Source organism: Sporosarcina jiandibaonis (genome assembly GCF_013184495.1).
In the GTDB taxonomy this organism is placed as follows: domain Bacteria; phylum Bacillota; class Bacilli; order Bacillales_A; family Planococcaceae; genus Sporosarcina; species Sporosarcina jiandibaonis.
Genome location: NZ_JAAOIY010000002.1, coordinates 450206 through 475165, shown reverse-complemented (window position 1 = coordinate 475165; position 24960 = coordinate 450206). Strand labels below are relative to the sequence as shown.

Here is a 24960-nt window from a genome sequence, read left to right as displayed (position 1 = left end):
CTTCGTCAACAACTTATTTCATCTCATCAACTGACATGGATAAGGCAACATCGATCAATTCATCTTTTGTCAACGTCTCCGATGCAATGAAAAACGAAATACCGTCACTTTCCCAACGAATCGATTTATCTGTAATGGCTGCAACAGCAAAACCTAGATCTACCGGATCCCCTTCTATGGAAACAGGCAATTTATGTTCAGGTCGTTGCACACGCTCTTGAACAATCGTAAATTCTTTTTCGCCGCCAAATGTCATAAATGAACGAGTGCCATTCTCAGTCTTTATAGCTTCTTCAATTTCAAGCGTGACCCCTTGCCAATTGACAGTAGGATAATATGTTTCAAACCCATCCTCCTTGGCAGCTTCGTCATCCGCTTCATCCTCGGCTGGCTTAGACTCTTCGTTATTTAACTCAACCGCGTATTCCTTTGCATCTCTTGCTGTACCCAATGTGATTTTGTTAAATGTAATTCTTATTTGCTCTTCCTTGTTTTCATCTAAAACAGAGACGTAAATCGGCAACCAAGTTTTTTTGTTAATGTAAATTTTTTGGGACGGCAGAACTTTTCTGTGATTGTTTCTTGTTTCGGTTTCAAAGACGAATGCATCATCCTCTTCAGTCATCGTCGCATTTTTATCAGCTTTAATGTCTTCTGATAAAGCGCCGATTAAGTATGCTTGACTGTTTTGTGCTGGCCAATCACTTTGAAACTTATACGTTTTCCCCAAAGACGGGGTGACAACGAAAACGCCATCTTCATTGCGGACAATCATTTGGGATTCTTCTTTACCGTTTTGCGTTACATGTACACGATAGAAATCGGGTTTCGTATGCCAGACATCCACGTCATACAACCTCGGTTCTGATCCAGTCTTAATTTCCATCGTTGCTTGCAACTCATACCCTTTCGAGTCATTCCATTTGTCACTGAGCTTCTTCGTTACATTTTCTTTCGATGGCGTCCCACATGCTACGAGGACAATTGCGACTACAACAACTAACAAAAGAGAAAATATCCGGCTACGCATATCTTTCATCCTTTCTCAATTCAATCGGGTATGACATCTTATGAGGAAGGATTCGTGATTATGCTTCTAGGATTACTTGAGCAGCTGCAATATTCTTTGTATGCGTTATTGAAATAAAACCAGAAACTAATGAACCTTGGAAATAAAGACGCGGTTTCCCGCTGGATTCAGGGATTATTTCAATGTCCGTGAAGTTGCACCCTTCACCAATTCCTGTTCCACGCGCTTTTGCAAAAGCTTCTTTTCCTGCAAACCGACCTGCTAAAAATTCAGTTCGACGGTGTCCAGTCAATGACCGATAAATATCGGTTTCTGAACTCGTCAATATTCTAGCCACAAACTTATCGGATTTTTCTTCTAGCTTTGCAATTCGGTCTAGTTCAACGATATCTAAACCGATTCCTGAAATCATGAACCTCCCCCCTTCCCTTTTCGAGATGAAAATATGTATAATGATGAGTAGATTGAGGTGAAAAAATGTTTACTCGTACAGAAAGCTTTTCCGAATACATTCGATTTTATCCAATAGTAACGATTTTCCTGTTTATAAATATAAGTCTTTTCCTAATTACGTTACTGCCTGGCATAGGTGTCATCGTTCAAACAAGCGGGATAGGTATAAACTATCTAATTGCTGACGGCGAATGGTGGCGTTTTGTTACGCCCATGTTTTTGCATGGCGGATTTATGCACATTCTTTTTAATATGTTTTGTTTATTTGTATTTGGTCCCGAACTTGAAAAATTAACTGGTAAAATGCGTTTCATAACGCTATATATGCTTTCCGGTATCTTTGCAAACGTAGCGACATACTTTTTCCAAGATCTCGGATACGCGCATTTAGGTGCAAGTGGTGCCATTTTCGGTATGTTCGGCGCATTCGGTGCGCTTGTTTATTATACAAAACACGCAATGCCGCAACTTCGCCAAATCATTTTACCAATTATCGTTATTAGCGTTATTATGACGTTCATTGGTCCTAACATAAACGCAACTGCTCATATCGCTGGACTTGTTGTCGGATTTCTTATCGGTTTGAGTTACTTTAATCCGAAAAGAATTTTGAGTTGGAAAAATAATAAGCGATAGAATGCAGCCTAAGGAGAATTTCCTTAGGCTTTTTTTCATTCTAGGATGTCGTCAACAATTAAGTTTGACTCAACTTTCTTCTCTACTGATGGTTCATACCAATCAAGGATCTCGTTTGCGTCTTTTTCTTCTATATAGCTGACTTGTGCGTTAAATACACCCATACCTGATTTTACGCGCGCTGATACAATCGCGACGTTCTTTTTTCGATGGAAGTAATTTTGTTTGATTTCCATTGACTGTATGCGATTTTTCATCATATAAGCTGTCTGCAGACTAATTCCTCGAAAGCGCATTGTCAGTTGGTTTCCAAAGGTCTCGAACGCTGCGGAGCGATGTTGGAATAACCCCCATAATACGATAACAGGTATTAGCAGCAATGAAAATAAACCATACGGAAAGAAAAAGTATGCCAGCGCGCCGATGACAGGAGCCATCCAGAGAAAATCGATGCGGTAATAATAACGTTTGCCGCGGGACGGGACTTTCCGAGTCGGTTCTTCTACAACTAAATCTGGAAATATTGCTTTTAATGGACCATTTATGTCAGTTTTCTTGACAAGCGGCAATAAATTTATGCGAGCACTATCCCCAAGACCCCCACCCGCATTGTCAATGACGACATTTGCATATCCAAAAAGCTGTCTAAACGGATTTTCAATAATACGGACGCTTTGCACGCGGTTGAGCGGTACTGTCACTCGCTTTTTTTCGATTAATCCGCGAGAAATCACTAGATCTTCTTTATCTAGCTCCACTGTAAATCCGTAATAACCCAAAAACGTCATGAGAACAGAAACACCCCAAATAACTAGCAATCCGAGCAATACAACGATGACAACGATTATGACCCCGTACTTGATGAACTCGGAGATTTCCACATACATTTTGTCAAATGGAATGAATTCTGCGAATTGAACCAGGAATATTAAAACCCCAGACAATATCAGACCTATTCCACCCGATGTTGTCGCTAGAACAAGCAAATCTTTCCGATCCATTTTATAAACTGCTTTTAATTTTTGCGACGGCTCGGCTACAGGCTCAAACTCATCAAAGTCATCAATTTTGTGGATCTTTCTTTGTTTAGACTCTGCCATTTTCTCTTCAATTCGCTTTGCAGCTTCTTTTGTAATCGCGGTCAATTCTGCATCTGATTTAGATATATCCGCCCCTCCTGCAGTTTCCACTTTTACTTTCACCAACTTAAGTGGGCGATGCAGGATTCCTTCTGTATAATCAAGGCTCTGGATACGATGAAATGGAATATATCGTTTCTTTTTCACGAACAAACCATATTCGATTCGAAGTTCATCGTCTTCAAACCAATATACAAACCGTTTCCATTTAATAATTCCGGTAATGAAAAATACGATGATCAGTACGCCCAAAATAATGAATGACAGATAATCCCAATACCATTTACCCGTGCCCGAATCTTGAAAGCCATTTGCAAAAATTAGGACGATTAATGGAAATATCATTTCTTTCAACGTTTTGAGTACTTCTATGAGTGCCGTAATCCAATGCAGTTTGTAACGTTCCTCAGACATCATCTTCCGCCACCCTTGCAAGCACGGAAATCCTACTTCTTAACTCATCCGCCTCTTCCATGACAAGTGCTGGAATCGTATGGTTCGTCGCTGCAGTCGATATCGTGATGCCCGCCAAATTATACTTTCGCAGTATAGGGCCTTGGGACGTATCGACATGTTGCACGCGGACCATCGGAATTAATGTACGCTTCACGATAAATAACCCGTGTTGCAATTCAATTTCCGATTCACGTACTTCATAACGCCAACGCAACCAACGTATTTTGGGGAATAAAACAATAAAAAGATATGCATAAATCAAAACAACGCCCGCGGCTATCGCATAAATTCCCCATGACCATTCGAATATGTATGTTAAGACCCCTGCGCCGGCGGCTAAAAGCAATACTAAAATCGTTTGCATAATCCCGTATAGGCGCCAAACGCGTAATCCTTTTTCTGAAATCCTATTCATTGGTTGTTTTCTCATTCGAGTGCCCCTTTCCTTCTTCTAGTCTATACGAAAACGCAAGAGAAATGTTTCACTTTTATGAAAATGTTCCTAAGCGAACAAAGAACAAGGTGAAACGACTAAAGATGAATTGATACGACCAATAAATTACTCTAGCCGACTAAATATAACTCGCAAACGATCAAAGAAAGAAAAAGTCCGGAAACGCGTAAGCGATTCCGGACTTTTTGCATAGTCTATTATTCAGGTTTGCGTGAACGGCTTGCACCGCTACGGCTTCCGCCTTCGCGGCCACGACGTGATCCGCCGCGTCCTCCAGCAGAAGAACGGCCTCCGCCGCCTCCGCGGAATGGGCGTCCGCCGCCGCTGCGATTTCCGCGGTATCCGCCGCTACGTCCACCGCCGCCGCTACGACCGCCGCCTCTTGACGGAAGTGGTCGTTCTTCAGAAATCGTAACTGGTGTATCATTTGGTTCGCGTGTTAAATTTCTAAGCGCTGCTGCAACAATGTCTGTCGCATCATATTTCTTAAGCATTTCAGAAGCGAGATGCGTGTAATCAGTTAACTCGCTTTTCTCGATAATTTCAGAAAGCTGCTCGACAGCAAGGCGTTGCTGACCTACTAATGCTTCATCCGATGATGGCGGAACCATTGGCGTCATACGCTTTTTCGTTGTTTCTTCAACGATACGCAGGTATCCCATTTCACGTGGAGTAACAAAAGTTACAGCAATTCCGCTTTTTCCTGCGCGTCCTGTACGACCTATACGGTGAACATAACTTTCCGGATCTTGTGGAATATCGAAGTTGTATACATGTGTAACACCTGAAATGTCAAGTCCGCGTGCCGCAACGTCTGTTGCAACAAGAATATCGATTTTACCTTCTTTAAATTGACGAAGGACCGACATCCGCTTCGCTTGCGTTAAATCTCCGTGAATTCCTTCTGCTAAGTAACCACGAATCGTCAATGCATTCGAAAGCTCATCAACGCGGCGTTTAGTACGCCCGAAAACGATAGCCAATTCTGGTTGTTGCACGTTTAGAATACGAGTCAGTATGTCGAACTTCTCGCGCTCATGCGCTTTAACGAAATACTGATCAATATTTTCTACAGTCATGCCTTTTGATTTTATTGCAACGATTTCAGGATTTTTCATGAATGTCTCTGCAATTCGGCGAATCGGTGCCGGCATTGTAGCCGAGAATAGAAGTGTTTGGCGTTCTGCCGGAACACTTGCCATAATTTCATTAATATCTTCGATAAAGCCCATGTTTAACATTTCGTCAGCTTCATCTAGGACGAGCGTTTGAACATTGTCAAGCTTCAAAGTTTTACGTTTAATAAGATCGAGTAGACGTCCCGGTGTACCAACAATAATTTGCGGATTATTGCGTAGTGCTCGGATTTGTCGACCAATTTCTTGTCCACCATATACGGATAGGACTTTCGCGCGTTTGTCTTTACCAATTCGATAAATCTCTTCGGAAACTTGAATGGCTAATTCACGAGTCGGTGCGATGACAAGCGCTTGTACAGCACGATTGCTTGTGTCGATATTTTCAATGATAGGGACTCCAAATGCCGTCGTCTTTCCTGTACCCGTCTGTGCTTGTCCAATAATGTCTCTTCCTTCAAGTCCGAGTTTAATCGTACCTTCTTGGATTGGTGTAGCTTCTTCAAACCCCATGTTGCTTAAAGAACGTTGTGTTGATTCGCTAATATTTAGCTCTGAAAATTTAGTCAAAAATTTCAATCTCCTTTTTCTCCATTTGACAGTTGGTTACATTTGCAAATGAAAGCGCGGCAAATTCGAGCCTTTAAAGGGAACGTTTCCGATATTTTACATCCTCAGTTTTTTGAGGGTATGGTTGAAAAGGAAAGCCCGGTCCTTGCCGAGCGGTTCGGTCAACGAACGCGAGTCCGCAAATAATGAACAAACCGTTTTATTCAAAAAAAAGTACTCTTCATGATTGAAGAGTCTCAGTGAAATGTATCCAATGCTCATCAAAGTGTACCATGCGAAAACCTCTCCTGCAAACAAAGAGCTTAAGTAATATTAATCAGTTTACTCAATATGTGTCACTACGCATGAAATCGAGAACCTTCGGAAACCAATCATGACAATCATCGCTGTAACAAATATGATGTTTTCCTACGGATGATTTAATAAAGAACTTATTTTCCGATCCAAGGTTTTTATATAAATGTTCAGCAGAGGAAAAGGGGACGATTTCATCCTTTTCTCCTTGAACTAGGCAAACCGGTATTTTAATTTGACTATAATAAGGCTCCACCATTTTTACAATCCTCAAGAATTCAAACATTGCGCGAAGTGGCGTATGCGTTAATTTATAGTCATATAAATGGCGAAATGTGTTCGGCGTGTATTTTTTTGTAATCGATTCTCTCAGCATCTCTCGCACATCTTCGAGAAGAAATCGCGGACTGATATATTTCGCGGCGGCACTTAACAATACGAGCCTTGATACCGGATAGCGAAGGGTTAGATAGAGCGCTATCAATCCGCCCATGGAAAAACCGACGATTATCACGCGGTCCACTTTTTTCTGCAATCGCCTCATCGCAAGTTCCGCCTCCATCATCCAGGATTCCGCCGACACATTCGACAAGTTTAGCGTCACGCCGTGTCCCGGCAAGGTTGGAACTTCCACTGACCAATCTGTATGTTTTTTTACAAATGTGATCAGCGGTTGCACTTCATACGTTCCGCCCGTGAAGCCGTGGATGAATAAAACCCCCGTTTTCATGTATTTGTCTCTTGTAGAAATGGGGTGAGAATACTTTCAAGCGTCATACCTCTTGATCCTTTTAAAAGAACGACTGAGTCCGCGTCTGTATTTCTTCGCAATTCGTTTATAAGCGGTTCGTAATCGTCTTCTGACCAAAGAAGTTTAGATTTTAAGGAACCAGCTTGCAACCGATCATAAAGCCACTTCATTCGTGGTCCGTATAGAAGGATGCCTTTTAGTTCCGCGTCCGCAAGTTGGGAGGATAATGATTCGTGATAAGCTTTTTCCTCATCTCCGAGCTCCAGCATATCCCCGAGAACTACCCATTTTTCCGGACGAAGCGGCGTTTCTTTTAAGAACGAAAGTGCCGCTCTCATCGATGTCGGAGCCGCATTATACGCATCATTAATAAACAGGGCTCCGTTGTCGGCTATAACTGGTTGCATGCGCATATCAGTCAAACTAGCCGCTGAAAGGGCTCCGCGGATATCCTCTGTCGATAAACCGACTTCTTTCGCAATTAAGATTGCGGCGAGAGCATTTTTCACTTGATGCGCGCCGTAGACTGGAATTGTGAATTGGCCATCGTAAATTCCTGTAACGGTAAAATCGCTGCCCGCAGCTGTAGAATGAACATCTTTGAGCGCTAAATCATTTTTGGCCTGATAACCGAATGAAGCTCTCTGGATGTTTTGTTGTTTTTCGACGAGCGGATTTAATAAAGGTTCATCCCCGTCGTAAAATAACATGCCATTTGACGACAGACCGTCAATGATTTCAAACTTCGCTTTGGCAATCCCTTCCCGCGACCCCAAATCTTGCATATGGGCTTCACCGATATTTGTAATGATGACATAGTCCGGTTTTGCTAACTTCGATAAAAATGAAATCTCGCCAAATCCGCTCATTCCCATTTCAAGCACAGCGTATTCCGTTTCTTCTTCAAGCGATAAAAGCGTCAGCGGCAGACCGAGTTCATTATTGAAGTTCCCTTCCGTTTTCCGGACATTGTAATAAGGAGACAAAACACTGGCAACTAAGTCTTTCGTGGATGTTTTTCCGTTAGATCCAGTGATGCCGATTACTGTGCAATCAAGTAGTTCTCGGTATGTCCTAGCCATTTTTTGCAAGGCTAGTTCCGGATCATCTACAAAGATTAGCGGGATATCTTTCGGCGGATTCGGTTCATCTTTCATCCATAGAGCCGCCGCTGCCCCTTTTTCAATCGCATTTTTTACATAACGGTGCCCATTTACTTGCTCCCCTCGAAACGGGATGAATAAATAGTCCTTGCCTACAGTTCGGGAATCGATCGAGACGCCCTTAATCGTAATGCGTTCTAGATGCTGTCCATCTTCTTTCAGCCAGCTTGCAATAGTAGTTAATGGTTGTTTCATTGTATATCACACTCAATCCATCGTATATTGTATTTTTGATTTTTCAGCATGACGTTCAAGCGCTAATTCAATAAGTTCATCAATGAGTTCCGGATACGTTACGCCCGAGTTTTTCCATAATAATGGGAACATGCTCGTCGGGGTGAAGCCAGGCATTGTATTCACTTCGTTGATGAGCACCTCATCGTCTGCGGTTACGAAGAAATCAGCACGGACTAATCCCGAACAATCGAGTACTTTAAAAGCACGGATCGCCATGTCCTCCATTTTCTCTTTCACTTCTGGAGTTACGGCTGCAGGAATAATGAGTTCCGTGTTACCGTCTTTGTATTTTGCTTCATAATCATAAAAGTCCGTAACAGGTTTAATCTCTCCTGGTACTGAACACGTTGGATAATCGTTCCCTTTTACGCTTAATTCTACTTCGCGGGCTGTGACGCCTTGTTCGACAATTACCCGGCGATCGAATTTCAATGCAAAATCCACCGCTTCGATTAAGCTATCACGGTCGGTCGCTTTGCTGATCCCGACACTCGACCCCAAGTTTGCCGGTTTGACAAACATTGGCCAGCCTAATTCCTTTTCCATTTGATCGAGTAACATATCACGATCTTGGTTCCAACCGCTACGCACAAAATGGACGTATGGCACCTGATTTAGACCTACTTGAGCGAATAATTGCTTCATGGAAACTTTGTCCATACCTGCAGAGGATGCAAGCACGCCGTTTCCGACGTATGGAATATTCATCACTTCAAAAAAACCTTGAACAGTTCCATCTTCTCCGTTAGTTCCGTGCAGAAGTGGAAAAATCACATCGGGTAATCCGGTCTCGCCATTTAAAAAGTCATGAATGCTGTCGGGTTTTCTTTCGCCGCTACCCGGTAGACGAAGTTCTTCAATTGTTTCTACTGGACGCTCTAGCGGCTGTCCTTTTCTCCATTCGCCTTCATACGTGATATAAACCGGGATTACTTCATATCGGTCAAAGTTGATCGCCTGAATGACTGCACGCGCAGTTGATAATGAAACTTCATGTTCAGCGGATTTTCCGCCATATACTAAACCTAAACTTTTTTTCATAGTTTTTCCCTCGCCGTTCATTTGAATTTGTATCACTAGTTTACCATGTGTACCCAACGAGCATGAATGAATAACTCAAAAATAAATACTAAGTCATATAAAACTAAGCAACTTCTTTCATGCTGAGACGTCTATTTTCCTGTATACTATAGAAAACTTCTTTATATTAAAGGTGATTAATCTTATGAAACTATCAGACAAACCCGCCGAGCGCTTTGATTGGACGCTCGCTTTTATCTTATTGCTCTTTTGCATCGTGAGCTTGACAGCAATCGCTTCTGCACAAACAACTGGACAGTACGGCATCAACTTTGTTCCGAAACAGATTCAATGGTATGTAATCGGTTCGATAATCGTTGCTGGCGTTATGTATTTTGAGATGGACCAGTATAAAAAGATTGCATGGTATGCCTATGGACTTGGCGTATTCATACTCGTCTTCCTTCACTTCGCACCGGGTGGAGAAGATCAAATAGCTGAAGTGAAAAATAATGTAAAAAGGTGGCTCAACCTTCCTGTTATTGGACAAATCCAACCTTCGGAATTCATTAAAACATTTTTCATTCTTGGCATGGCTAAATTAGTGAGTTCTCATCATGAGAAATTTGAAATTAAGACTTTGAAAACAGATTTTTTGCTTCTCGGAAAAATAATGCTGACTCTCATTGCGCCGCTCCTATTCATTATGGAGCAGCCAGACTTGGGTACTTCCATCGTATTTATCGCAATTACAGCCGCAGTTATTCTTGTAGCGGGAATTTCTTGGAAGATTATCCTTCCCTTATTTGTTAGCGGGGCTGCTGCTGTAACCACTTTACTATGGGCGGCGATTTATGCGCAAGACTTTATGAGTGAGACACTAGGCTTTGACCTTTATCAGTTTAAAAGAATTTATTCTTGGTTAGATCCTTACTCCTTCCCTTCCAATGAAGGGATGCACCTGATCCAAGCGATTACGGCCATTGGTTCGGGCGGCATGTTCGGAAAAGGTTTTCAAGGTCGTGAAGCTTACGTTCCTGAAAATCATACGGACTTCATTTTTGCGGTCATTGGCGAAGAATATGGTTTTATTGGTTCTTGTATCGTCATCAGTCTATTTTTTGTTTTGATTTATCATTTAACTAAAATTGCGCTCGAACTTAAAGATCCGTTTAGCATGTATGTTTGTACGGGGATTATTGCGATGATTACTTTCCACGTCTTTGAAAACATCGGCATGAACATTCAAGTTCTTCCGATAACCGGTATTCCTCTTCCTTTTATTAGTTATGGGGGAAGCTCGTTGATGAGTAATATGCTCGCAATCGGCCTTATTTTCAGCATGAAGTTCCATCATCGTACGTATATGTTCGGGACGGATGATGATGATTGATAACATATATAAAAAGCTCCAGCGGAATTCACCCGCTGGAGCTTTTTTCTATTAGTTTGATTGAATTTGTGTGTTTTGTACTGACGGTGCGAGGACTTTCAGCATTTCTAATCGGGATTTTGTTATTGTAGCCGAAACACCTAATTTTGCCAAATTGGCGATAATTCTTTTTAAATCCATTTCGTTAGCCATATTCTCCACCTCGACCTTTCATGTATATTTATAAGACGTTCGTAAGCAATAAAAGTTGCAATTTTTATAAGAATTATGTTATTTATTTCGGCATTAGTTTTAGTATACCACCTCAGCACCGCCCTAAGTTTATCAATTGTGTTACAAAATCAGTTTGTACGTTCGGTTATGTTCTTATACTTCTGATTTGGATTTCTAGAATTAAAATAAAGTTATATCAGGAAAGTGAACGATTCATTATTTAATTACTTAGATTTCCTTTTATATCGTTGATTTCCGTTCCGGGCGGACGCTTTCCTGCGGGCGAGCGCCGAGCCTCCTCGTCCGCTTCGCTCCCTGCGGGGTCCCGGCTGTCTCGCTGATTCCGCGGGAGTCGCCACCCTACACTCCAATCAACTGCAGATTCCATTATATTTATAGAGTAATTAATATTGTCACTACCTGGGCCCACCCAAAAATATTAATAATATACTTTTATGTGCACTTTGAATCTGGTTGTTGAGCGGGAAGTAAATTCCTTTCTTATTGCTTCCAGATAATGAACCCTTTTCTTTGTATACCCAATTTACGAAAGGTATAATTGCGGTATTGATTTAATAGAAGGCGGTTGGCATTGTGAAAAAATCCATACTCTTATTAATGTCCGTGCAGTTTTTTGTTTATCTGGGGTTCGGCATTATTATTCCGATATTACCTGAAGTTATTATTCAACAAAACTTGTCTGAGATACATGTCGGCGGACTCCTTACGATTTATGCGCTCGCTTCATTTTTTACGGCGCCGCTATGGGGTGCGTTGTCAGATCGTACGGGACGGAAAAAGCTGATTTTAATTGGCTTGCTAGGTTTTAGTCTTAGCTTCTTTTTATTCGCATTTTTCATTGAAAACATTTTTTTTCTATATGCTTCACGCGTGGTTGGCGGTGTCTTCTCCGGGGCTTTGTATACTGCCGTAACTGGTTTCGTCGGGGATATGACTACTGAAGAGAACCGCAATAAATATATGGGTTTCCTTGGTATGTCTATTGGATTAGGATTTATTTTCGGTCCTGCAATCGGCGGCGTGCTTGGGGATATCAATCTTCAGGTGCCGTTCATTGCATCTGGTATTTTGACCTTGCTCATTCTTGTTTATGCGGGAATTATTTTGAAAGAGCCAGAACGTGTTGGCGAAGCGAATAAGCGCCAGCTGTTGCCAAAAGGCGGAATGATGTTTTGGCAGTATCGGATTCGAAACTTGTTCTTGCTGTCGTTTATGGTGACATTGATCCTTGCGGGACTCGAATCAACATTTCAACTTTTCCAGATTTCAAAAATTGAAATCACGCCTATACAAATCGGATATTTATTTATGGTGAGCGGTTTTGTTGACGCTGCAATTCAAGGCGGCGTCGTTCGGAGAATCAAAAACGGTACGGAGACTCAGTGGATTTTAGGTGCTCAAATCGTAACTGCAATTGGACTTATTCTCATCCCATTTTCATCGAATCTTTTTTTGGCAGGATTTTCACTAAGCGTTTTCATAGCTGGAAATGCATTGGCGCGGACCGCCCTTGTTTCATTGACATCGAAAGAATCGGGTGGAAAGTACGGAACCGCTGCCGGGATGACGTACTCGATGGATAATATGGGACGCATTATTGGGCCGCTTTTATTTACATGGCTCTTCACAATGATGAACGGCGATATCTATTATATTTCCGCAGCACTAGCCATCATCTCGATTGCGTTAATCTTCTTGTATAGAAATTCGAAAAAATCATTGCGCAGTGCTTAATTCAAAAAGGCGAAGTTCTCCGTTAATCGGAAATGAACTTCGCCTTTTTTATATAAGCTTTTTTAGATTCTTCCTGACATAGTCCGGCAGCTGATTTTCTGGTACTGATGCGGAATGGTTTCCATCTACTACACCTCATTCTATTGTTCTTGGATCACTGTCGTAGTGACTGTTTTTGATTTGTCGAGTTCTGGATGCGCTTTTCGAATGACAGATGGCCTTGCGAGTATGAGTACGAGCCCGATAAGCATTACACTCGAACCGATCAAAATCCACTGGGCTGGCCAAATATCATATAAAAATCCATAAACGACCATTCCAAGCGGCATTAGCGCCATCGCCATCGTTTCGAGTATCGAAAATACACGACCTTTGTAATCGTCGTCGATCCTCTTTTGCATCATGACCATTAGCGGCGTATTCACGACAATTTGAGTCACCCCGAAACTGAACATAAGCGTTGCATAATAAGCAAACATAAAGTTGTAAGGCATGGTATAAATTAAAGGCAACCCAATGCCCGCCATAATTAATCCCATTACGATAATTCCTCGTTTTCCAACAAGGAGCGGATACTTCACGTCTTTTCTCGTCGATAAATAGATCGACATGAGCAACATCCCGACCGCGAACGCACCTTCAGTCAAACCAAAGTGCTGAGACAACATCTTCATCTTTTCGATGAGAATGAATGCATACCCCACCATGAATGCACCGAACAGCAAGTTGATAAATAATGATATCCAAATAATCGATAGCAGCACGGGTTGTAACTTTAAATATGACAGGCCCGCCTTCATATTTTGGAACATTGTTTCTTTCGGTTTCCCTTCGACGAGTTCTTTTCGTTTTGCAAACAGCTTGAAATTCATTGTTGATTCGAGAATAACAGCTATTATCGATGCCGCCATATACATAATGAGGAAAACAGGCATTGAAACGGTCCCGTACAAAAGCCCGCCAACTGCCGGGCCGCCAATTGCCGCAAATGAAATCGACATCTGGTTCATGGACATCGCTTTTTGAATACGCGCTTCATCGATGAGTCCAGTAATGGATGAGGTAAATGTAACACCTGAAAAAGTTGATGTGATTGATAAAACAACAGTTGTTGTGTAAATGGCTATGAGCGATAAACCAGATATAAGGCTCACCGTTAATAATCCGCCAATGGCAAGGGTCGTTGCAATCTGGGCTGCAATGACGATTGTCTTTCTTGAATACTTATCCGCTACATAACCTGCAAATGGAGCCATAAGCGTCCGCGGTAAAATATTGCAAATCAGATTTGTCGCGAAACTTGTTGCGGATCCAGTCAGTTGTAAAATGTAAAAACTAATCGCAAATGTGTATACTTGCGCTCCGAAGGAAGAAATAATCCTGCTCGTTGTAAAGGTCCATAAGTTATGCGTCGCGCGTTTTAATTTTAAAGCCTCATCCATAAAATTCCCTCCATTCCGAAAATGTTGCTTAATCAGATTAAACAAATAATAACATGCCCACACTATCTTTTCAAGGAAAAGTTTAATATAATTAAACTATGTTGTACTACATGGAGGTGCTACTCATAAATACATTAGGTGAAAGAATTCGCAAACTGCGAAAAGAGCAGAAATTCACATTGGAAGCATTAGCTGGTGATGAGTTGACGAAAGGCATGCTCAGTTTGATTGAAAACAATAAGGCGAATCCCTCAATGGAAAGCCTTACTTACATAGCGAGGCGCCTTGGCGTGGAAGTTTCTGAGTTGTTGGAAGAAGTGAGTAGTCAGGAACTAAGAGAAGTATTAGAAAAAGCGGAAAAGCTATTTCATACTAAAGTTGACGAGGTAACGGATGAATACGACCAGCTTATTGCGTTAGTTGAACCTTATATTCCGAAATTGGCTCATGATTATGAAGCTGCGCGCTTGCTAGAAATGTACAGCCGTACGCTAAGCAGGTTAAATAGAGGGGGATGGCAGGAACCTTCTGACAAAGCTGCTAGCATATATGAAGAAATGAATATAATTCCCAGACGCGCAGACATTGGTATATTTCGTGCGATGGTGAAATTCACCAAACGCGATTATGAAGGTTCTCTTAAAATAATGTTGCAGGAAAGACGGCTGATTGAAGAGAAAGCTGCTTTTATCGATCCTATGACTAGAATCGATCTTGACTATCATGAAGCCATTTTGCATTATGCTGTTGGAGATGCTCAATCCGCTAGACGTCTTTTGGAAACCGCTATCGATTTTTCAAAAGAACAACGCGTATTTTACAATATTGACAGCCTGTATCGCCTTTCCGCTGTTCATGCGATGATGACGCTCGATGAAAAACTGACGAATTATTATTCGGAAAAACTTAAGTTGTATGGAGATTTCACTGATGATGAAGAAGCATTCTATTTCCCGATCTTTTTGGAGATACATTATTTAAATTCGTATAAAAAATCGTATGAGGAAGCATTACAATTACTCAACCCCTATATTGAAACGCATGGAAAAGATAATAGTTATAGTCCCTATATGAATTTAGAAAAAGGAAAAACGTTTTACGGATTAGGTCGTATTGAGGATGCTTTATCTTCGCTAGTCGCGGTAGAAATCCCCGGATATGTTCATCATCCGCTAGATCTATCATTACTTTTTGAAGCAGATGTCTATATAGCTTTATGTCATCTAGCGCTTGGCAATCAAGAAAAAGCTTTAGAGCACGCCAAATTAGCTTTTAACAATATTGCGCCGATGCCGCATTCGCCATATAAAGATTTTATCAATGAAACCTATGAAAAAATCCGCAGTCGACACTGATGTCGGCTGCGGATTTTTTATTTATGAATGTTATTTTGTTGCGTTAGTCGTTTGAGAAGCGGGTTTGGTCGTTTGAGCTGCCGCTTTAGTCGTTTTGATAGCAGGTTTAGTCGTTTCGACGGCTACTTTAGTCGTTTTCACGGCAGCTTTGGTCGTTTCGTGCATTTTTAGTCGCTTTGCTTAAGCTTCGACCGTTTGCCCTTCTACATTCCCATTATAAATATCCGTATCTAGTTCTCCAGACATGCGTGCTGTTGTGACGCCGGCTGTCATTGAACCGCTGACGTTAACTGCTGTACGTCCCATGTCAATTAGCGGTTCGACTGAGATGAGTAGTCCTGCGAGCGCGACTGGCAAGTTGAGTGCGGATAATACTAGAATTGCTGCGAAAGTTGCTCCCCCGCCTACACCAGCTACGCCGAATGAACTGATCGCGACGATAATAACTAATGTTATAAGAAATTGTGCGTCGATTGGTTGGCCAACTGAAGGTGCTATCATTACTGCAAGCATAGCCGGATAAATTCCCGCACAGCCGTTTTGGCCGATTGATAATCCGAATGCACCCGCAAAGTTTGCAACGCCATCAGGAACACCTAAACGGTTCGTTTGCGTATTGATGTTGAGCGGTAAGGTTCCCGCGCTTGAACGGGACGTGAATGCAAATAGTAACGCATCACCGGCTTTTTTCACGTAAGTAATTGGGTTTAATCCCGAAAGCATGATAATAATCAAGTGGATTCCGAACATAACACCTAACGCTACGTAAGAAGCCATTACGAATTTCCCCAAACTGTAAATTGCGCCGAAATCAGATGTTGCCACAGTACGTGCGATAATCGCTAAAATTCCATAAGGCGTCAAACGTAATACAATTCGTACAATCCCCATTATTAGCGAATAGATTGCGTCGATTCCTTTTTTCACAGTGGCAGCATTTTCAGGTTCTCTGCGTGAAACTGCTAAATAAGCAAATCCTAGAAAAGCAGCGAAAATAACTACGCCAATTGTTGACGTCGGACGTGCTCCCGTGAAATCAAGAAAAGGATTAGCTGGTAAAAGATCTAATATTTGATCAGGAAGCGCGCGATCTGCGACTTCACCTGCTCGTTCCTCGATTGACACCCCGCGCGAGAGTTCTGCTTCGCCTTGGACAATTTCAGATGCGTCAAGTCCAAATATAAGTGTTGCTGAAATCCCGATAATTGCGGCAATCGCTGTCGTTCCAATAAGCATTCCTAAAATTCTTCCTGCCATTTTCCCGAAATCTTTCCCGATTGTCACTTTCGTAAAAGCCGCAAGTATTGAAATAAACACTAGAGGCATAACAATCATTTGAAGAAGTTTCACATAACCGACACCGATTATATTAAACCAAGGCATTGATTCTTGTAGAACGGCGGAATCTGTTCCGTATGCAAAATGTAAAATCAGACCGTAGGCAATTCCCAGCCCAAGACCAGTAAAAACTCGTTTTGAGAATGAAACATGTTTACGTTGCATTATATAGAGTAAACCCACTAATAGTAGAAGACCTACTATATTTATTATCAGTAATAGTGAAGACACATTTTTTCCTCCTAAATTATAATACTATCAATCACACTTTATACCAGTAATTCATATCAGTCAAGTAGGAATTGATATAAATATAATATATGTGCGTCTTCCTAATTCTGTCACATTCCTTACCCCATCAGTTATACTATAGTGAGTAATAATATGTTGAGGAGGCACTTATGTCGAACTTCATAAGTTTTACAGTCACCGCAATTTTAGTATTAAACATTTTTCTTGCTATCGCTCTTATATTTCTTGAACGTCGTGACGCCACATCAACATGGGCTTGGCTGATGGTCTTGTTTTTTATTCCGTTTTTTGGTTTCTTCATTTACCTCATGTTGGGACGACGTTTTCGAGAAAAACACCTTTTCCGATGGGAAGGCCGAAGTAAAATCGGCATCGACCAACTTATCAATTATCAAATTGAAGCAATTGAGGATAATACGCTTGATTTTCGAATTAAAGAAACCGAAAAGCATAAAGATATGATAAATCTTCATCTTCGAAACAATCACGCCGTGTTAACACAAGACAATGACGTTGAAGTTTTTAATGACGGGGCAGCAAAATTTACAGCGCTCATTGAAGACCTTGAAAATGCGAAAGATCATATTCATTTCCAATATTATATTGTCAGACTTGATAATTTGGGAAAGCGACTGTTGGATGTGCTCATTCAAAAAGCGAAACAAGGGGTTCAAGTGCGATTACTCTATGACGACATGGGGTCACGCGGTGTTCATAAACGACATTTCAGAGAATTGATACGCCACGGCGGACAAGTTGAGGCTTTTTTCCCTTCGATTCTACCACTCATTAACCCTCGTCTAAATTACCGGAATCACCGGAAGATTGTCGTTATCGACGGGCGTATCGGCTATATTGGCGGTTTTAATGTAGGGGATGAATATCTAGGGCTTAAAAAGAGGTTTGGTTATTGGAGGGATACGCATTTGCGAATTGAGGGAAGTGCAGTTCATCCCATTCAAACAAGGTTCATCTTGGATTGGAATCAAGCATCAGCAAATCAGGATATAGAATACAATGATGCCTTTTTCCCGGCTATTCCTCAAAAAGGATCTGTCAGCATGCAAATCGTTTCCAGTGGGCCAGACTCTGAGTGGGAACAAATTAAAGACGGGTACTTAAAAATGATATTCCGGGCAGAAAAGTATATTTATATTCAAACGCCTTATTTCATACCGGATGTCAGCTTCGTAGATGCTCTTCGAATCGCCTGTTTGTCAGGGGTCGATGTACGAATTATGATTCCAAATAAACCTGACCATATGTTTGTTTACTGGGCAACGTATGCCAATGTAGGGTATTTATTGAAAGCCGGGGCCAAAATTTACATTTACGATAACGGGTTTCTGCATTCGAAACAAATTGTAATTGATGATGAAGTGTCAACTGTCGGAACAGCAAATATTGATGTTCGAAGCTTCAAGTTGAATTTTGAAGTGAATGCCTTTATCTATGATCGTGATAAATCACATGAACTTGCGGAACTATTTGAACAAGATATGTTGCTGTCAACTGAACTTACGCTAGATCTGTACAATAAACGGTCAACAATGATTAAATTAAAAGAGTCGATCGCGAATTTAATTTCTCCGATTTTATAATTAAAAGGACGCCCAATGAAGAAGGGGCGTCCTTTCTATTTGATTAAATCCCTAAATATTCTTCAAGAGATATATTTTGCTTATAGATTTCTTCTGCGATTTCGATTCCGACGTAGCGGAAATGCCAGGATTCGTGCATATAACCGGTGATTTTTTCTTTGCCTTCAGGATAACGCATGATAAAGCCGTAAAGGTGTGCATTTTCGGCTACCCATTTACCGGCATCCGTTTCGCCGAACTTGGCGGATGCATAGTATTGCTCATTATCCACTTCGCCGATGTCGAAAGCGAGACCCGTTTGGTGTTCCGAGTAACCCGGGCGTGCGCTGTAACGATCGGCGGCTGCACTTCCATCCCGTTCTACATAACGTTCGTATAATCCTGTCTGGTAGTCATAGGAGCGATATGTGCTGAATGCGATAAGTTCAAAGCCGTCTAATTTAGCTGCTGCCGCCATTTCGTTGAATGCCGCTCTCGCCTCTTTACTTTCGCCGGGTGCATACGTCCTCGGGAGAGGATATTGTTTATTTGCGATAAGTATGCCTTTTATATAGGTCGGTTCTTTCGGCAACTCTTGGCCTTCAATGTATTTACGATTATCTTTATCGGGAGTTTTTTCAGGCATTTCTTCTTCTGGAGTTTCCCCTTCAGGAACTTCATCCTTAGGTTCTTCACCTTTATCATTTTCATCTATAATTTCAGAATCCGAATTTTCATCTGGATTAGTCGGCTCGGTTGTTTCATCCTCGACTTTATTATCATCTTTATAGATAACTAGTGTAATTGCGTCTTCAACTTTCTCGTAACTCTTTTCTAAATTCCAATCATTCATGCCAATCCATATGATTATCCCTGCAACTATAACCCCAAGACTAGTAAGGGTTATTGGTAGCGCTTTGCCTTTTTTCTTTTGTGATCTATACTGATAACTTTTTTTCCTCTTCATTTCATAGCCTGCCTTTTCGCAATATCACCTAAGTTTATCATTATTTCTAATTCAAGTCGCTAATTAATTGATAGCGAAAAAGGATACTTTTCGCGAGCACAGAGTCATATTACACTATAAATGATTATCAGAACGATAAAAGCGAGAACAAAAAAGTAGGATACCCATTTCATCCATTTTGATTCGCGCGCTAGCCCTTGGTCGTGGAATGTTTTTGCACGCATCCCGTTCGTTAACGCAAACAAACCTACCATCGATAAAACAGCCATATTCAAATTGAGTTGAATAACAAAATAAAATGAGGCGATTATTGCGATTCCAATTCCAATTCCAAATATCCATTTTACATTCATTCGGAAAACCCCCAAAAAAGAAGCCGAAGATTCCTCTTCGGCCTCGATCATTCTTTATTTTTCATCTGTTTTTACATCATCTTTTTTCGCTGATTTTGAATCCTTTTTCAGCTCAGTCTTCTGTTCACTCTTATCCGGAGTTCCAGCTGGTAGAACTTCTGGTTCCTTATAGTATAACTTCCGTCCGAGGTAAGTTTGGAAAATCAGAAGGATTCCGCCGATTGCCCAGTAAAGCGGAAGTGCAGCTATCGCTTTGAAAGAAATGAACATAATCATGATTGGTGATAAGTAGATGAACATTTTCATCTGTTGCTTTTGCTGATCTGGCATTGTCCAAAGCGAAACGCGTGCTTGGACGAAATAAACAGCACCTGCAATTAGCATCATGATCATATCGGGACTGCCTAAGTTGAACCAAAGAAATTTAGTTTCTTTTACTTCTGGCGAATATAAAATCGCAAAATAAAGACCCATAATGACCGGCATTTGAAGAATGAGCGGTAGACAACCCATATTGAGCGGGTTAACCCCATGCTTTGAATACAGACCCATCATTTCTTGTTGAAGTTTTGTTTGTTCATCTTTATTTCCTGATTCTTTCGCTTCTTTTAATTTCTTTTGGATATCTTCCATTTCTGGTCGAAGCGCATCCATCTTAATCTTCATTTCTTGTTGCGACTTATAATTTTTAAGCATAAGAGGCATAAGAATCAGCCTTATCAATATCGTGATCACTACAATTGCTAAACCGTAACTGCCACCAAATTGACCACTAAAAAAATGAAGTAACCACTCCATCGGTTTGACAAGAAGCTCGTAAAACTTACCTTCTTTGTTCTCGACTCCAGCACATCCGCTTAAAAATACAGCTGCTGTCATTAATATAGTTAACAATCCAAATCGTTTCATCAATAGATTCACCTTCACTAATTCAAACTACTGAAAAGTATACAACAAATCTACGTAGGAATACAATCTTTCTACGTTTAATTGTATTTTTCTTCTAGTGGGAGTGTGCAGTGGAAATATTTTCCGGCTAAGTTGTTGCGGAATCTTCGTGGTGTTTCACCTGTATACTTTTTGAATATACGTGTGAAGTAGCTTTGATTACAAAAGTTGAATCTATCTGATACATCCGAAATTTTCATGTCCGAAAAACGCAAATAATATTGTGACTCTTCAACTTTTTTCAAATTGATATATTCTACTAGTGTAATTCCAGTGTGTTCCCTAAAAATTCGCGATAAATGGCTAGTACTGACATCAAACATCGAGGATAGCCCTTCAACTGACATCGGCCCTTCAACTTCTTTGTCAATATATTGAACCACTTTGTTTACGGTATGATGCATTAATAATGAAAATTGCTTTTCCGCGACGATATAGATAAAGAACTCGATTAATTCTTCCGCTAACTTTTCTGCATTATCTTTTGTCAAACGTTGTTCAATTAGCATTAGGCATGTCGCATTAAACGATAATGCTTTTTTCGGCTCTGAATATTCCTTGCTAATATGTCTCGCAATGATTCCAGCTAACGTAATAAAATAATATTTTAATCCTATTAGCTCATTATCTTTAGATGTTTTGCTAACAATCTCAACCATCTTTTTCGCAGATTTTTTTGCTTCCTTCCTATCAAAACGATATAACTGCTTTAGTAGATTCTCTTCCGTTTCAAAAAACTGCTCATCAATTTCAAAGTAATTACTTTGCTCAATTTCATCAAGGAATTTACTTTCAGAAACGGGGTTTTCGCTCATCATTACATTCATCATTCTCACCTCTCAACAAAATTTGATTTATACTAGAAAGCTAGTTTGGTTCAATACTTTTGAAAAGGCGCACCCCAGGTAGGGCGCGCCCATTTTGCTTGTTATTGTTGTTTATTTTCTGGTTGCGGTTTATGGTTTTCATTGTAAAGTCCGTCTAAATCCACTTCTGAATTATGCTTATCTTGAACTTCTTGGTTATAGTAATGCACGCTCGTTTGAGCACCTTCACTTACCATTTTATTATCTTGCGTATCGTATGGATCTGAATGACCGACTTTGGTTTCTGTTGCACGGTTCATCTTCTGTGTATCGATAAACGATTCCACTTTTGTTTTCATGTTATTGAATGCAACCTGCGCTTTATCACGATTTTCTTTTTTACTAAAATAAGCATATGCACCGGCAGCAAGTGTCGCAAGCAGAAAAGTATTCTTTTTACGCGCCATAACAATCATTCCTCCTGAATTATCAAAAATTGTAATAAGTTTATATTATAAGTATACCCGAACCGAAGTAATTAGAAACTTTTTTTAGTAACATCTTGATGCTTGCAAAATTTCTTAGGTAGTTTTTAGCGCATTTATTTGTTATGATTACTAAAAGAAATACTGAGGTGACTAGGGCATGATTCGACCGATGACATCTAAAGATATTGAATATGTGCAACAAATTGCGCATGTCACATGGCGTGAAACGTATCGCGGCATCATTCCCGAAGAGCTCCAAACAATTTTTCTGGAACATTCTTATTCGGATATGATGCTTTTGATGCGAATGGAGAAAACGGAGATGTTGATTGCCGAAAGTGACGGGGTTCCTGTTGGCTTTGCGAATATAACAAAAGTTGACGAGGACGGCGATGCTGAACTTACAGCCATGTATATATTGCCGACCCATCAACACATTGGTTACGGGACGAAGTTGTTCCATAATGCACTTTCTACACTTAAATCTGCATCGCAAGTATTCGTTTATGTCGACGGAAAAAATGAAAGTGGACGAGCATTTTATGAAAAGCAAGGCTTTAAATTATTAGACGTTTTTGAAGAAACTTTTGAGGGACATCCGGTGGAAACTGCTCAATATGTATATTCATGCAAAAATCAATAAAAACCGCTCCCTGTTATCGGGATGCGGTTTTATTTTTATAAATTATAGTGGACGTAATGTGTCGTCGTATTGATTTTCAACAAATGTTGTTTCATCAGTAAGCGGCGCTTTTCTTGTGAAGCATAAGATTCCGGCTATATAAAGAAGGATTGATGTTGGCGATAAAACAAATGCGAATAATCCTGCCAGTATAAACATTGTACCCGCTAATTTCGGATTTTTATTATTCCATATGAAAATGATTCCCACAATCGTGGCTACTAAACTAATAACTAATACGATTACAAAAAGCCAACTAAAGTCAGCAAACGACTTGATCATGCTGAAAAATAAATCAACATCCTCCGCACTCAACGTTGGATCCGCTAAAAATTCAGCTTCCATCTGACTTCTAAGTGTTCCATCTGATAAAGCCACTTTCATAATTGCTGCAAAAACGAAAAATCCAATGATACCCAGCAAAGTAAACACTGCACCAATAATCGATAATACTTTTTCCGCGGTACGTTTCATTGCATAACCCCCTATTATTCTAGTTCCCTATTCTATACGTACATAATATTAAATAGTTTCATCTATTATTATTTCCGCACAGATAATTTACTTATAACATAGCAACAGAGACGTGACAATACAAAAAAGCAATCCGCTACTATTTATATGGCGGATTGCTTTCACTTAGACTTTTAAATCATTGTAATCGCCATAGCGCTCGAAAGCTGTGACAACATACGAACAAATCGGTTCCATCTTGAAATTTTTCTCTCGTGCATATTCTGCGGCACGGTCAAGTAGTTTTTTCGCTACGCCTTGGCCGCGTAAATCTGGCGATACAAAAGTATGATCCATTACCATGACATCGCTCAACATCGTCCATGATATTTCAGCGATAACCTTATCATTTTGTGTATTGCGAAACGCATATGCGTCCCCATCTAATTCTACCAATTCAAATTCCATATGATTAAAACCCCTTTCTATCCTTTGTTCGTAATGATCGGGCGTAAGGAAGCTTCGATTTCCGCCCTGCGCGGCTCTAGAAATGGTGGTAAGGCCAGCGTTTCTCCTAGTTTATCAATGGGTTCATCACTTGTAAACCCTGGCTCATCGGTTGCCAGTTCGTAGAGAATTCCATTGGGCTCTCTGAAGTAAATAGATTTGAAATAAAAACGATCGACTAAGCCGCTCGTCATAAAACCGTTTTTCCGTAAATGGTTTTCCCATTCCTTATATTCTTCCATTGTTTTCACGCGAAATGCGACGTGGTGCACGCTGCCGCGCCCGGGTCTTTCCACAGGCAGGTCAGTTCTTGTTTCTAGGTGGACTTCCGATGCAGGACCGCCTTCTCCCGTTGAAAATACGCGTATTTCAGGCATTCCTTCTACAATTGATGGATAAGATCCTATCTCTGTGAAATTAAGAATTTCAACAAGAACTTGAGCGGTCGATTCTGGTTTTCGTACAGTTAACGTCACAGGCCCTAGTCCAACAATAGAAAATTGTTCTGGAATATCTTCTTTCACCCAAGGAATACCATATGGAACACCTTCTCCATTATCAACGACGAGCATAAGCCGCGATCCTTCATGGTCTATAAATGATAATGTTTTACGTCCAAATCTTTCTCTGATTTCATCATGTTCGATTTGAAATGTCTCAAATCTCTTTTTCCAAAAGTCCAATGCTTCATCGGACATGACCCGAAAGCCGGTATTGCTAATACTCGAAACGCCAGGATACGTCCTACCCGCATTCGGAATATCAAAATAAGTCATATCTGTACCTGGCGTGCCTTCTGCATCTGCATAAAACAAATGATAAGAAGATGTCGAGTCCTGATTCACAGTCTTTTTAACAAGCCTCATCCCCAATATACGTGTAAAAAAGTCGTGATTTTTTTCAATGTCAGCGCTTATGGCTGACACGTGATGGATACCTGCAAGATTCATAAAAGAACTTCCTCCTCAACATGCCTCGAATTCAAGATACTTAAAGTTTACCATCTGATACTTCGCTTCACAATATATTTGTTTTTGTCACGTTCTGTACTTAATGATTACCTTTTTCGTCTTGAAACAAACAATTATA

At 40.6% G+C, this 24960-nt stretch carries 26 protein-coding genes; 6 read left to right on the top strand and 20 right to left on the bottom strand.

The window, feature by feature from the left end:
* Positions 1 to 13: 13 nt before the first annotated feature.
* Positions 14 to 1030 (bottom strand): LolA family protein, encoded by a 1017-nt coding sequence (locus G8782_RS09650; RefSeq protein ID WP_172370720.1) that lies wholly within the window; start codon positions 1028 to 1030, stop codon positions 14 to 16.
* Positions 1031 to 1088: 58 nt separating this feature from the next.
* A complete protein-coding gene (acpS, locus tag G8782_RS09645) occupies positions 1089 to 1442 on the bottom strand; it encodes a holo-ACP synthase (RefSeq protein WP_172370719.1) in 354 nt (117 codons plus the stop codon).
* Positions 1443 to 1507: 65 nt separating this feature from the next.
* On the opposite strand from acpS, the gene G8782_RS09640 reads away from it, so the two are divergent.
* Positions 1508 to 2119 (top strand): rhomboid family intramembrane serine protease, encoded by a 612-nt coding sequence (locus G8782_RS09640; protein ID WP_172370718.1) that lies wholly within the window; start codon positions 1508 to 1510, stop codon positions 2117 to 2119.
* A gap of 35 nt (positions 2120 to 2154) precedes the next feature.
* Here the strand turns inward: G8782_RS09640 and G8782_RS09635 are convergent, their stop codons facing one another.
* The 6 genes from G8782_RS09635 to G8782_RS09610 form a co-directional block, all read right to left on the bottom strand.
* A complete protein-coding gene (locus G8782_RS09635) occupies positions 2155 to 3672 on the bottom strand; it encodes a PH domain-containing protein (RefSeq protein WP_246231619.1) in 1518 nt (505 codons plus the stop codon).
* Positions 3665 to 4144 carry a PH domain-containing protein gene (locus G8782_RS09630; protein WP_172370716.1) on the bottom strand — a complete coding sequence of 160 codons (480 nt, stop codon included), beginning with the start codon at positions 4142 to 4144 and terminating at the stop codon, positions 3665 to 3667. The genes G8782_RS09635 and G8782_RS09630 overlap by 8 nt, the downstream gene beginning before the upstream one ends.
* 221 nt (positions 4145 to 4365) lie before the next feature.
* Positions 4366 to 5874, bottom strand: coding sequence for a degradosome RNA helicase CshA (cshA, locus tag G8782_RS09625; protein ID WP_172370715.1), 1509 nt, complete (start codon positions 5872 to 5874; stop codon positions 4366 to 4368).
* A gap of 325 nt (positions 5875 to 6199) precedes the next feature.
* Positions 6200 to 6898, bottom strand: coding sequence for an alpha/beta hydrolase (locus G8782_RS09620; RefSeq protein WP_172370714.1), 699 nt, complete (start codon positions 6896 to 6898; stop codon positions 6200 to 6202).
* The gene (locus G8782_RS09615; RefSeq protein ID WP_172370713.1) at positions 6895 to 8277 is read right to left on the bottom strand and encodes a UDP-N-acetylmuramoyl-tripeptide--D-alanyl-D-alanine ligase; all 1383 of its coding nucleotides are present in this window, start codon (positions 8275 to 8277) and stop codon (positions 6895 to 6897) included. Before G8782_RS09615 ends, G8782_RS09620 begins: the two co-directional genes overlap by 4 nt.
* A 12-nt stretch (positions 8278 to 8289) precedes the next feature.
* Positions 8290 to 9360, bottom strand: a complete 1071-nt coding sequence (locus G8782_RS09610) for a D-alanine--D-alanine ligase (RefSeq protein ID WP_172370712.1) — start codon at positions 9358 to 9360, stop codon at positions 8290 to 8292.
* 184 nt (positions 9361 to 9544) lie between these two features.
* On the opposite strand from G8782_RS09610, the gene G8782_RS09605 reads away from it, so the two are divergent.
* The gene (locus G8782_RS09605) at positions 9545 to 10732 is read left to right on the top strand and encodes an FtsW/RodA/SpoVE family cell cycle protein (protein WP_172370711.1); all 1188 of its coding nucleotides are present in this window, start codon (positions 9545 to 9547) and stop codon (positions 10730 to 10732) included.
* 51 nt (positions 10733 to 10783) lie between these two features.
* Here the strand turns inward: G8782_RS09605 and G8782_RS09600 are convergent, their stop codons facing one another.
* Positions 10784 to 10924: an Lmo0850 family protein gene (locus G8782_RS09600; protein ID WP_172370710.1), complete on the bottom strand. Its 141-nt coding sequence runs from the start codon at positions 10922 to 10924 to the stop codon at positions 10784 to 10786.
* Between the two features lie 615 nt (positions 10925 to 11539).
* Here G8782_RS09600 and G8782_RS09595 point away from each other — a divergent pair.
* Complete coding sequence (locus G8782_RS09595; RefSeq protein WP_172370709.1) at positions 11540 to 12700, top strand: MFS transporter; 1161 nt, start codon at positions 11540 to 11542, stop codon at positions 12698 to 12700.
* A 140-nt stretch (positions 12701 to 12840) separates the two neighbouring features.
* On the opposite strand, the gene G8782_RS09590 is transcribed toward G8782_RS09595, so the two are convergent.
* Positions 12841 to 14142 (bottom strand): MFS transporter, encoded by a 1302-nt coding sequence (locus G8782_RS09590; RefSeq protein WP_172370708.1) that lies wholly within the window; start codon positions 14140 to 14142, stop codon positions 12841 to 12843.
* 110 nt (positions 14143 to 14252) lie between these two features.
* On the opposite strand from G8782_RS09590, the gene G8782_RS09585 reads away from it, so the two are divergent.
* Positions 14253 to 15497, top strand: coding sequence for a helix-turn-helix transcriptional regulator (locus G8782_RS09585; RefSeq protein ID WP_172370707.1), 1245 nt, complete (start codon positions 14253 to 14255; stop codon positions 15495 to 15497).
* 30 nt (positions 15498 to 15527) lie between these two features.
* Here G8782_RS09585 and G8782_RS18605 read toward each other — a convergent pair whose 3' ends face one another.
* Positions 15528 to 15662, bottom strand: a complete 135-nt coding sequence (locus G8782_RS18605; protein WP_281357910.1) for a hypothetical protein — start codon at positions 15660 to 15662, stop codon at positions 15528 to 15530.
* 15 nt (positions 15663 to 15677) lie between these two features.
* A complete protein-coding gene (locus tag G8782_RS09580) occupies positions 15678 to 17066 on the bottom strand; it encodes a cation:dicarboxylate symporter family transporter (RefSeq protein ID WP_172370706.1) in 1389 nt (462 codons plus the stop codon).
* 170 nt (positions 17067 to 17236) lie between these two features.
* On the opposite strand from G8782_RS09580, the gene cls reads away from it, so the two are divergent.
* Complete coding sequence (gene cls / locus G8782_RS09575) at positions 17237 to 18688, top strand: cardiolipin synthase (protein WP_172370705.1); 1452 nt, start codon at positions 17237 to 17239, stop codon at positions 18686 to 18688.
* A 43-nt stretch (positions 18689 to 18731) separates the two neighbouring features.
* Here the strand turns inward: cls and G8782_RS09570 are convergent, their stop codons facing one another.
* The 5 genes from G8782_RS09570 to G8782_RS09550 all read right to left on the bottom strand — a co-directional run bounded on the left by G8782_RS09570 (position 18732) and on the right by G8782_RS09550 (position 22208).
* Positions 18732 to 19634, bottom strand: coding sequence for a M15 family metallopeptidase (locus G8782_RS09570; RefSeq protein ID WP_246231618.1), 903 nt, complete (start codon positions 19632 to 19634; stop codon positions 18732 to 18734).
* Between the two features lie 104 nt (positions 19635 to 19738).
* Complete coding sequence (locus tag G8782_RS09565) at positions 19739 to 19987, bottom strand: hypothetical protein (protein ID WP_172370704.1); 249 nt, start codon at positions 19985 to 19987, stop codon at positions 19739 to 19741.
* Between the two features lie 54 nt (positions 19988 to 20041).
* Positions 20042 to 20896, bottom strand: coding sequence for a membrane protein insertase YidC (gene yidC, locus G8782_RS09560; RefSeq protein ID WP_172370703.1), 855 nt, complete (start codon positions 20894 to 20896; stop codon positions 20042 to 20044).
* Between the two features lie 77 nt (positions 20897 to 20973).
* Positions 20974 to 21762, bottom strand: a complete 789-nt coding sequence (locus G8782_RS09555) for a helix-turn-helix domain-containing protein (RefSeq protein WP_172370702.1) — start codon at positions 21760 to 21762, stop codon at positions 20974 to 20976.
* 101 nt (positions 21763 to 21863) lie between these two features.
* A complete protein-coding gene (locus tag G8782_RS09550) occupies positions 21864 to 22208 on the bottom strand; it encodes a hypothetical protein (RefSeq protein WP_172370701.1) in 345 nt (114 codons plus the stop codon).
* Between the two features lie 178 nt (positions 22209 to 22386).
* On the opposite strand from G8782_RS09550, the gene G8782_RS09545 reads away from it, so the two are divergent.
* Positions 22387 to 22872: a GNAT family N-acetyltransferase gene (locus G8782_RS09545; RefSeq protein ID WP_172370700.1), complete on the top strand. Its 486-nt coding sequence runs from the start codon at positions 22387 to 22389 to the stop codon at positions 22870 to 22872.
* A 42-nt stretch (positions 22873 to 22914) separates the two neighbouring features.
* Here the strand turns inward: G8782_RS09545 and G8782_RS09540 are convergent, their stop codons facing one another.
* From G8782_RS09540 to G8782_RS09530, 3 genes are all read right to left on the bottom strand, one after another.
* Positions 22915 to 23385, bottom strand: coding sequence for a DUF4064 domain-containing protein (locus tag G8782_RS09540; RefSeq protein WP_172370699.1), 471 nt, complete (start codon positions 23383 to 23385; stop codon positions 22915 to 22917).
* Positions 23386 to 23550: 165 nt separating this feature from the next.
* Positions 23551 to 23853, bottom strand: coding sequence for a GNAT family N-acetyltransferase (locus G8782_RS09535; RefSeq protein WP_343035033.1), 303 nt, complete (start codon positions 23851 to 23853; stop codon positions 23551 to 23553).
* A complete protein-coding gene (locus G8782_RS09530; RefSeq protein WP_172370697.1) occupies positions 23850 to 24821 on the bottom strand; it encodes a ring-cleaving dioxygenase in 972 nt (323 codons plus the stop codon). The genes G8782_RS09535 and G8782_RS09530 overlap by 4 nt, the downstream gene beginning before the upstream one ends.
* Positions 24822 to 24960 lie beyond the last annotated feature (139 nt).

Bases quoted from the DNA above. Each gene is read 5' to 3' on its own strand.
- G8782_RS09555 (WP_172370702.1), bottom strand. From the start codon at position 21,762: ATGAATGTAATGATGAGCGAAAACCCCGTTTCTGAAAGTAAATTCCTT.
- G8782_RS09590 (WP_172370708.1), bottom strand. From the start codon at position 14,142: ATGGATGAGGCTTTAAAATTAAAACGCGCGACGCATAACTTATGGACC.
- G8782_RS09610 (WP_172370712.1), bottom strand. From the start codon at position 9,360: ATGAAAAAAAGTTTAGGTTTAGTATATGGCGGAAAATCCGCTGAACAT.
- G8782_RS09620 (WP_172370714.1), bottom strand. From the start codon at position 6,898: ATGAAAACGGGGGTTTTATTCATCCACGGCTTCACGGGCGGAACGTAT.
- G8782_RS09585 (WP_172370707.1), top strand. From the start codon at position 14,253: ATGGAGGTGCTACTCATAAATACATTAGGTGAAAGAATTCGCAAACTG.
- G8782_RS09605 (WP_172370711.1), top strand. From the start codon at position 9,545: ATGAAACTATCAGACAAACCCGCCGAGCGCTTTGATTGGACGCTCGCT.
- G8782_RS09635 (WP_246231619.1), bottom strand. From the start codon at position 3,672: ATGTCTGAGGAACGTTACAAACTGCATTGGATTACGGCACTCATAGAA.
- G8782_RS09565 (WP_172370704.1), bottom strand. From the start codon at position 19,987: ATGAATGTAAAATGGATATTTGGAATTGGAATTGGAATCGCAATAATC.
- G8782_RS09570 (WP_246231618.1), bottom strand. From the start codon at position 19,634: ATGAAGAGGAAAAAAAGTTATCAGTATAGATCACAAAAGAAAAAAGGC.
- G8782_RS09540 (WP_172370699.1), bottom strand. From the start codon at position 23,385: ATGAAACGTACCGCGGAAAAAGTATTATCGATTATTGGTGCAGTGTTT.
- cls (WP_172370705.1), top strand. From the start codon at position 17,237: ATGTCGAACTTCATAAGTTTTACAGTCACCGCAATTTTAGTATTAAAC.
- G8782_RS09550 (WP_172370701.1), bottom strand. From the start codon at position 22,208: ATGGCGCGTAAAAAGAATACTTTTCTGCTTGCGACACTTGCTGCCGGT.
- G8782_RS09545 (WP_172370700.1), top strand. From the start codon at position 22,387: ATGATTCGACCGATGACATCTAAAGATATTGAATATGTGCAACAAATT.
- acpS (WP_172370719.1), bottom strand. From the start codon at position 1,442: ATGATTTCAGGAATCGGTTTAGATATCGTTGAACTAGACCGAATTGCA.
- G8782_RS09630 (WP_172370716.1), bottom strand. From the start codon at position 4,144: ATGAGAAAACAACCAATGAATAGGATTTCAGAAAAAGGATTACGCGTT.
- yidC (WP_172370703.1), bottom strand. From the start codon at position 20,896: ATGAAACGATTTGGATTGTTAACTATATTAATGACAGCAGCTGTATTT.
- G8782_RS09650 (WP_172370720.1), bottom strand. From the start codon at position 1,030: ATGCGTAGCCGGATATTTTCTCTTTTGTTAGTTGTTGTAGTCGCAATT.
- G8782_RS09600 (WP_172370710.1), bottom strand. From the start codon at position 10,924: ATGGCTAACGAAATGGATTTAAAAAGAATTATCGCCAATTTGGCAAAA.
- G8782_RS09530 (WP_172370697.1), bottom strand. From the start codon at position 24,821: ATGAATCTTGCAGGTATCCATCACGTGTCAGCCATAAGCGCTGACATT.
- G8782_RS09640 (WP_172370718.1), top strand. From the start codon at position 1,508: ATGTTTACTCGTACAGAAAGCTTTTCCGAATACATTCGATTTTATCCA.
- G8782_RS18605 (WP_281357910.1), bottom strand. From the start codon at position 15,662: ATGCACGAAACGACCAAAGCTGCCGTGAAAACGACTAAAGTAGCCGTC.
- G8782_RS09615 (WP_172370713.1), bottom strand. From the start codon at position 8,277: ATGAAACAACCATTAACTACTATTGCAAGCTGGCTGAAAGAAGATGGA.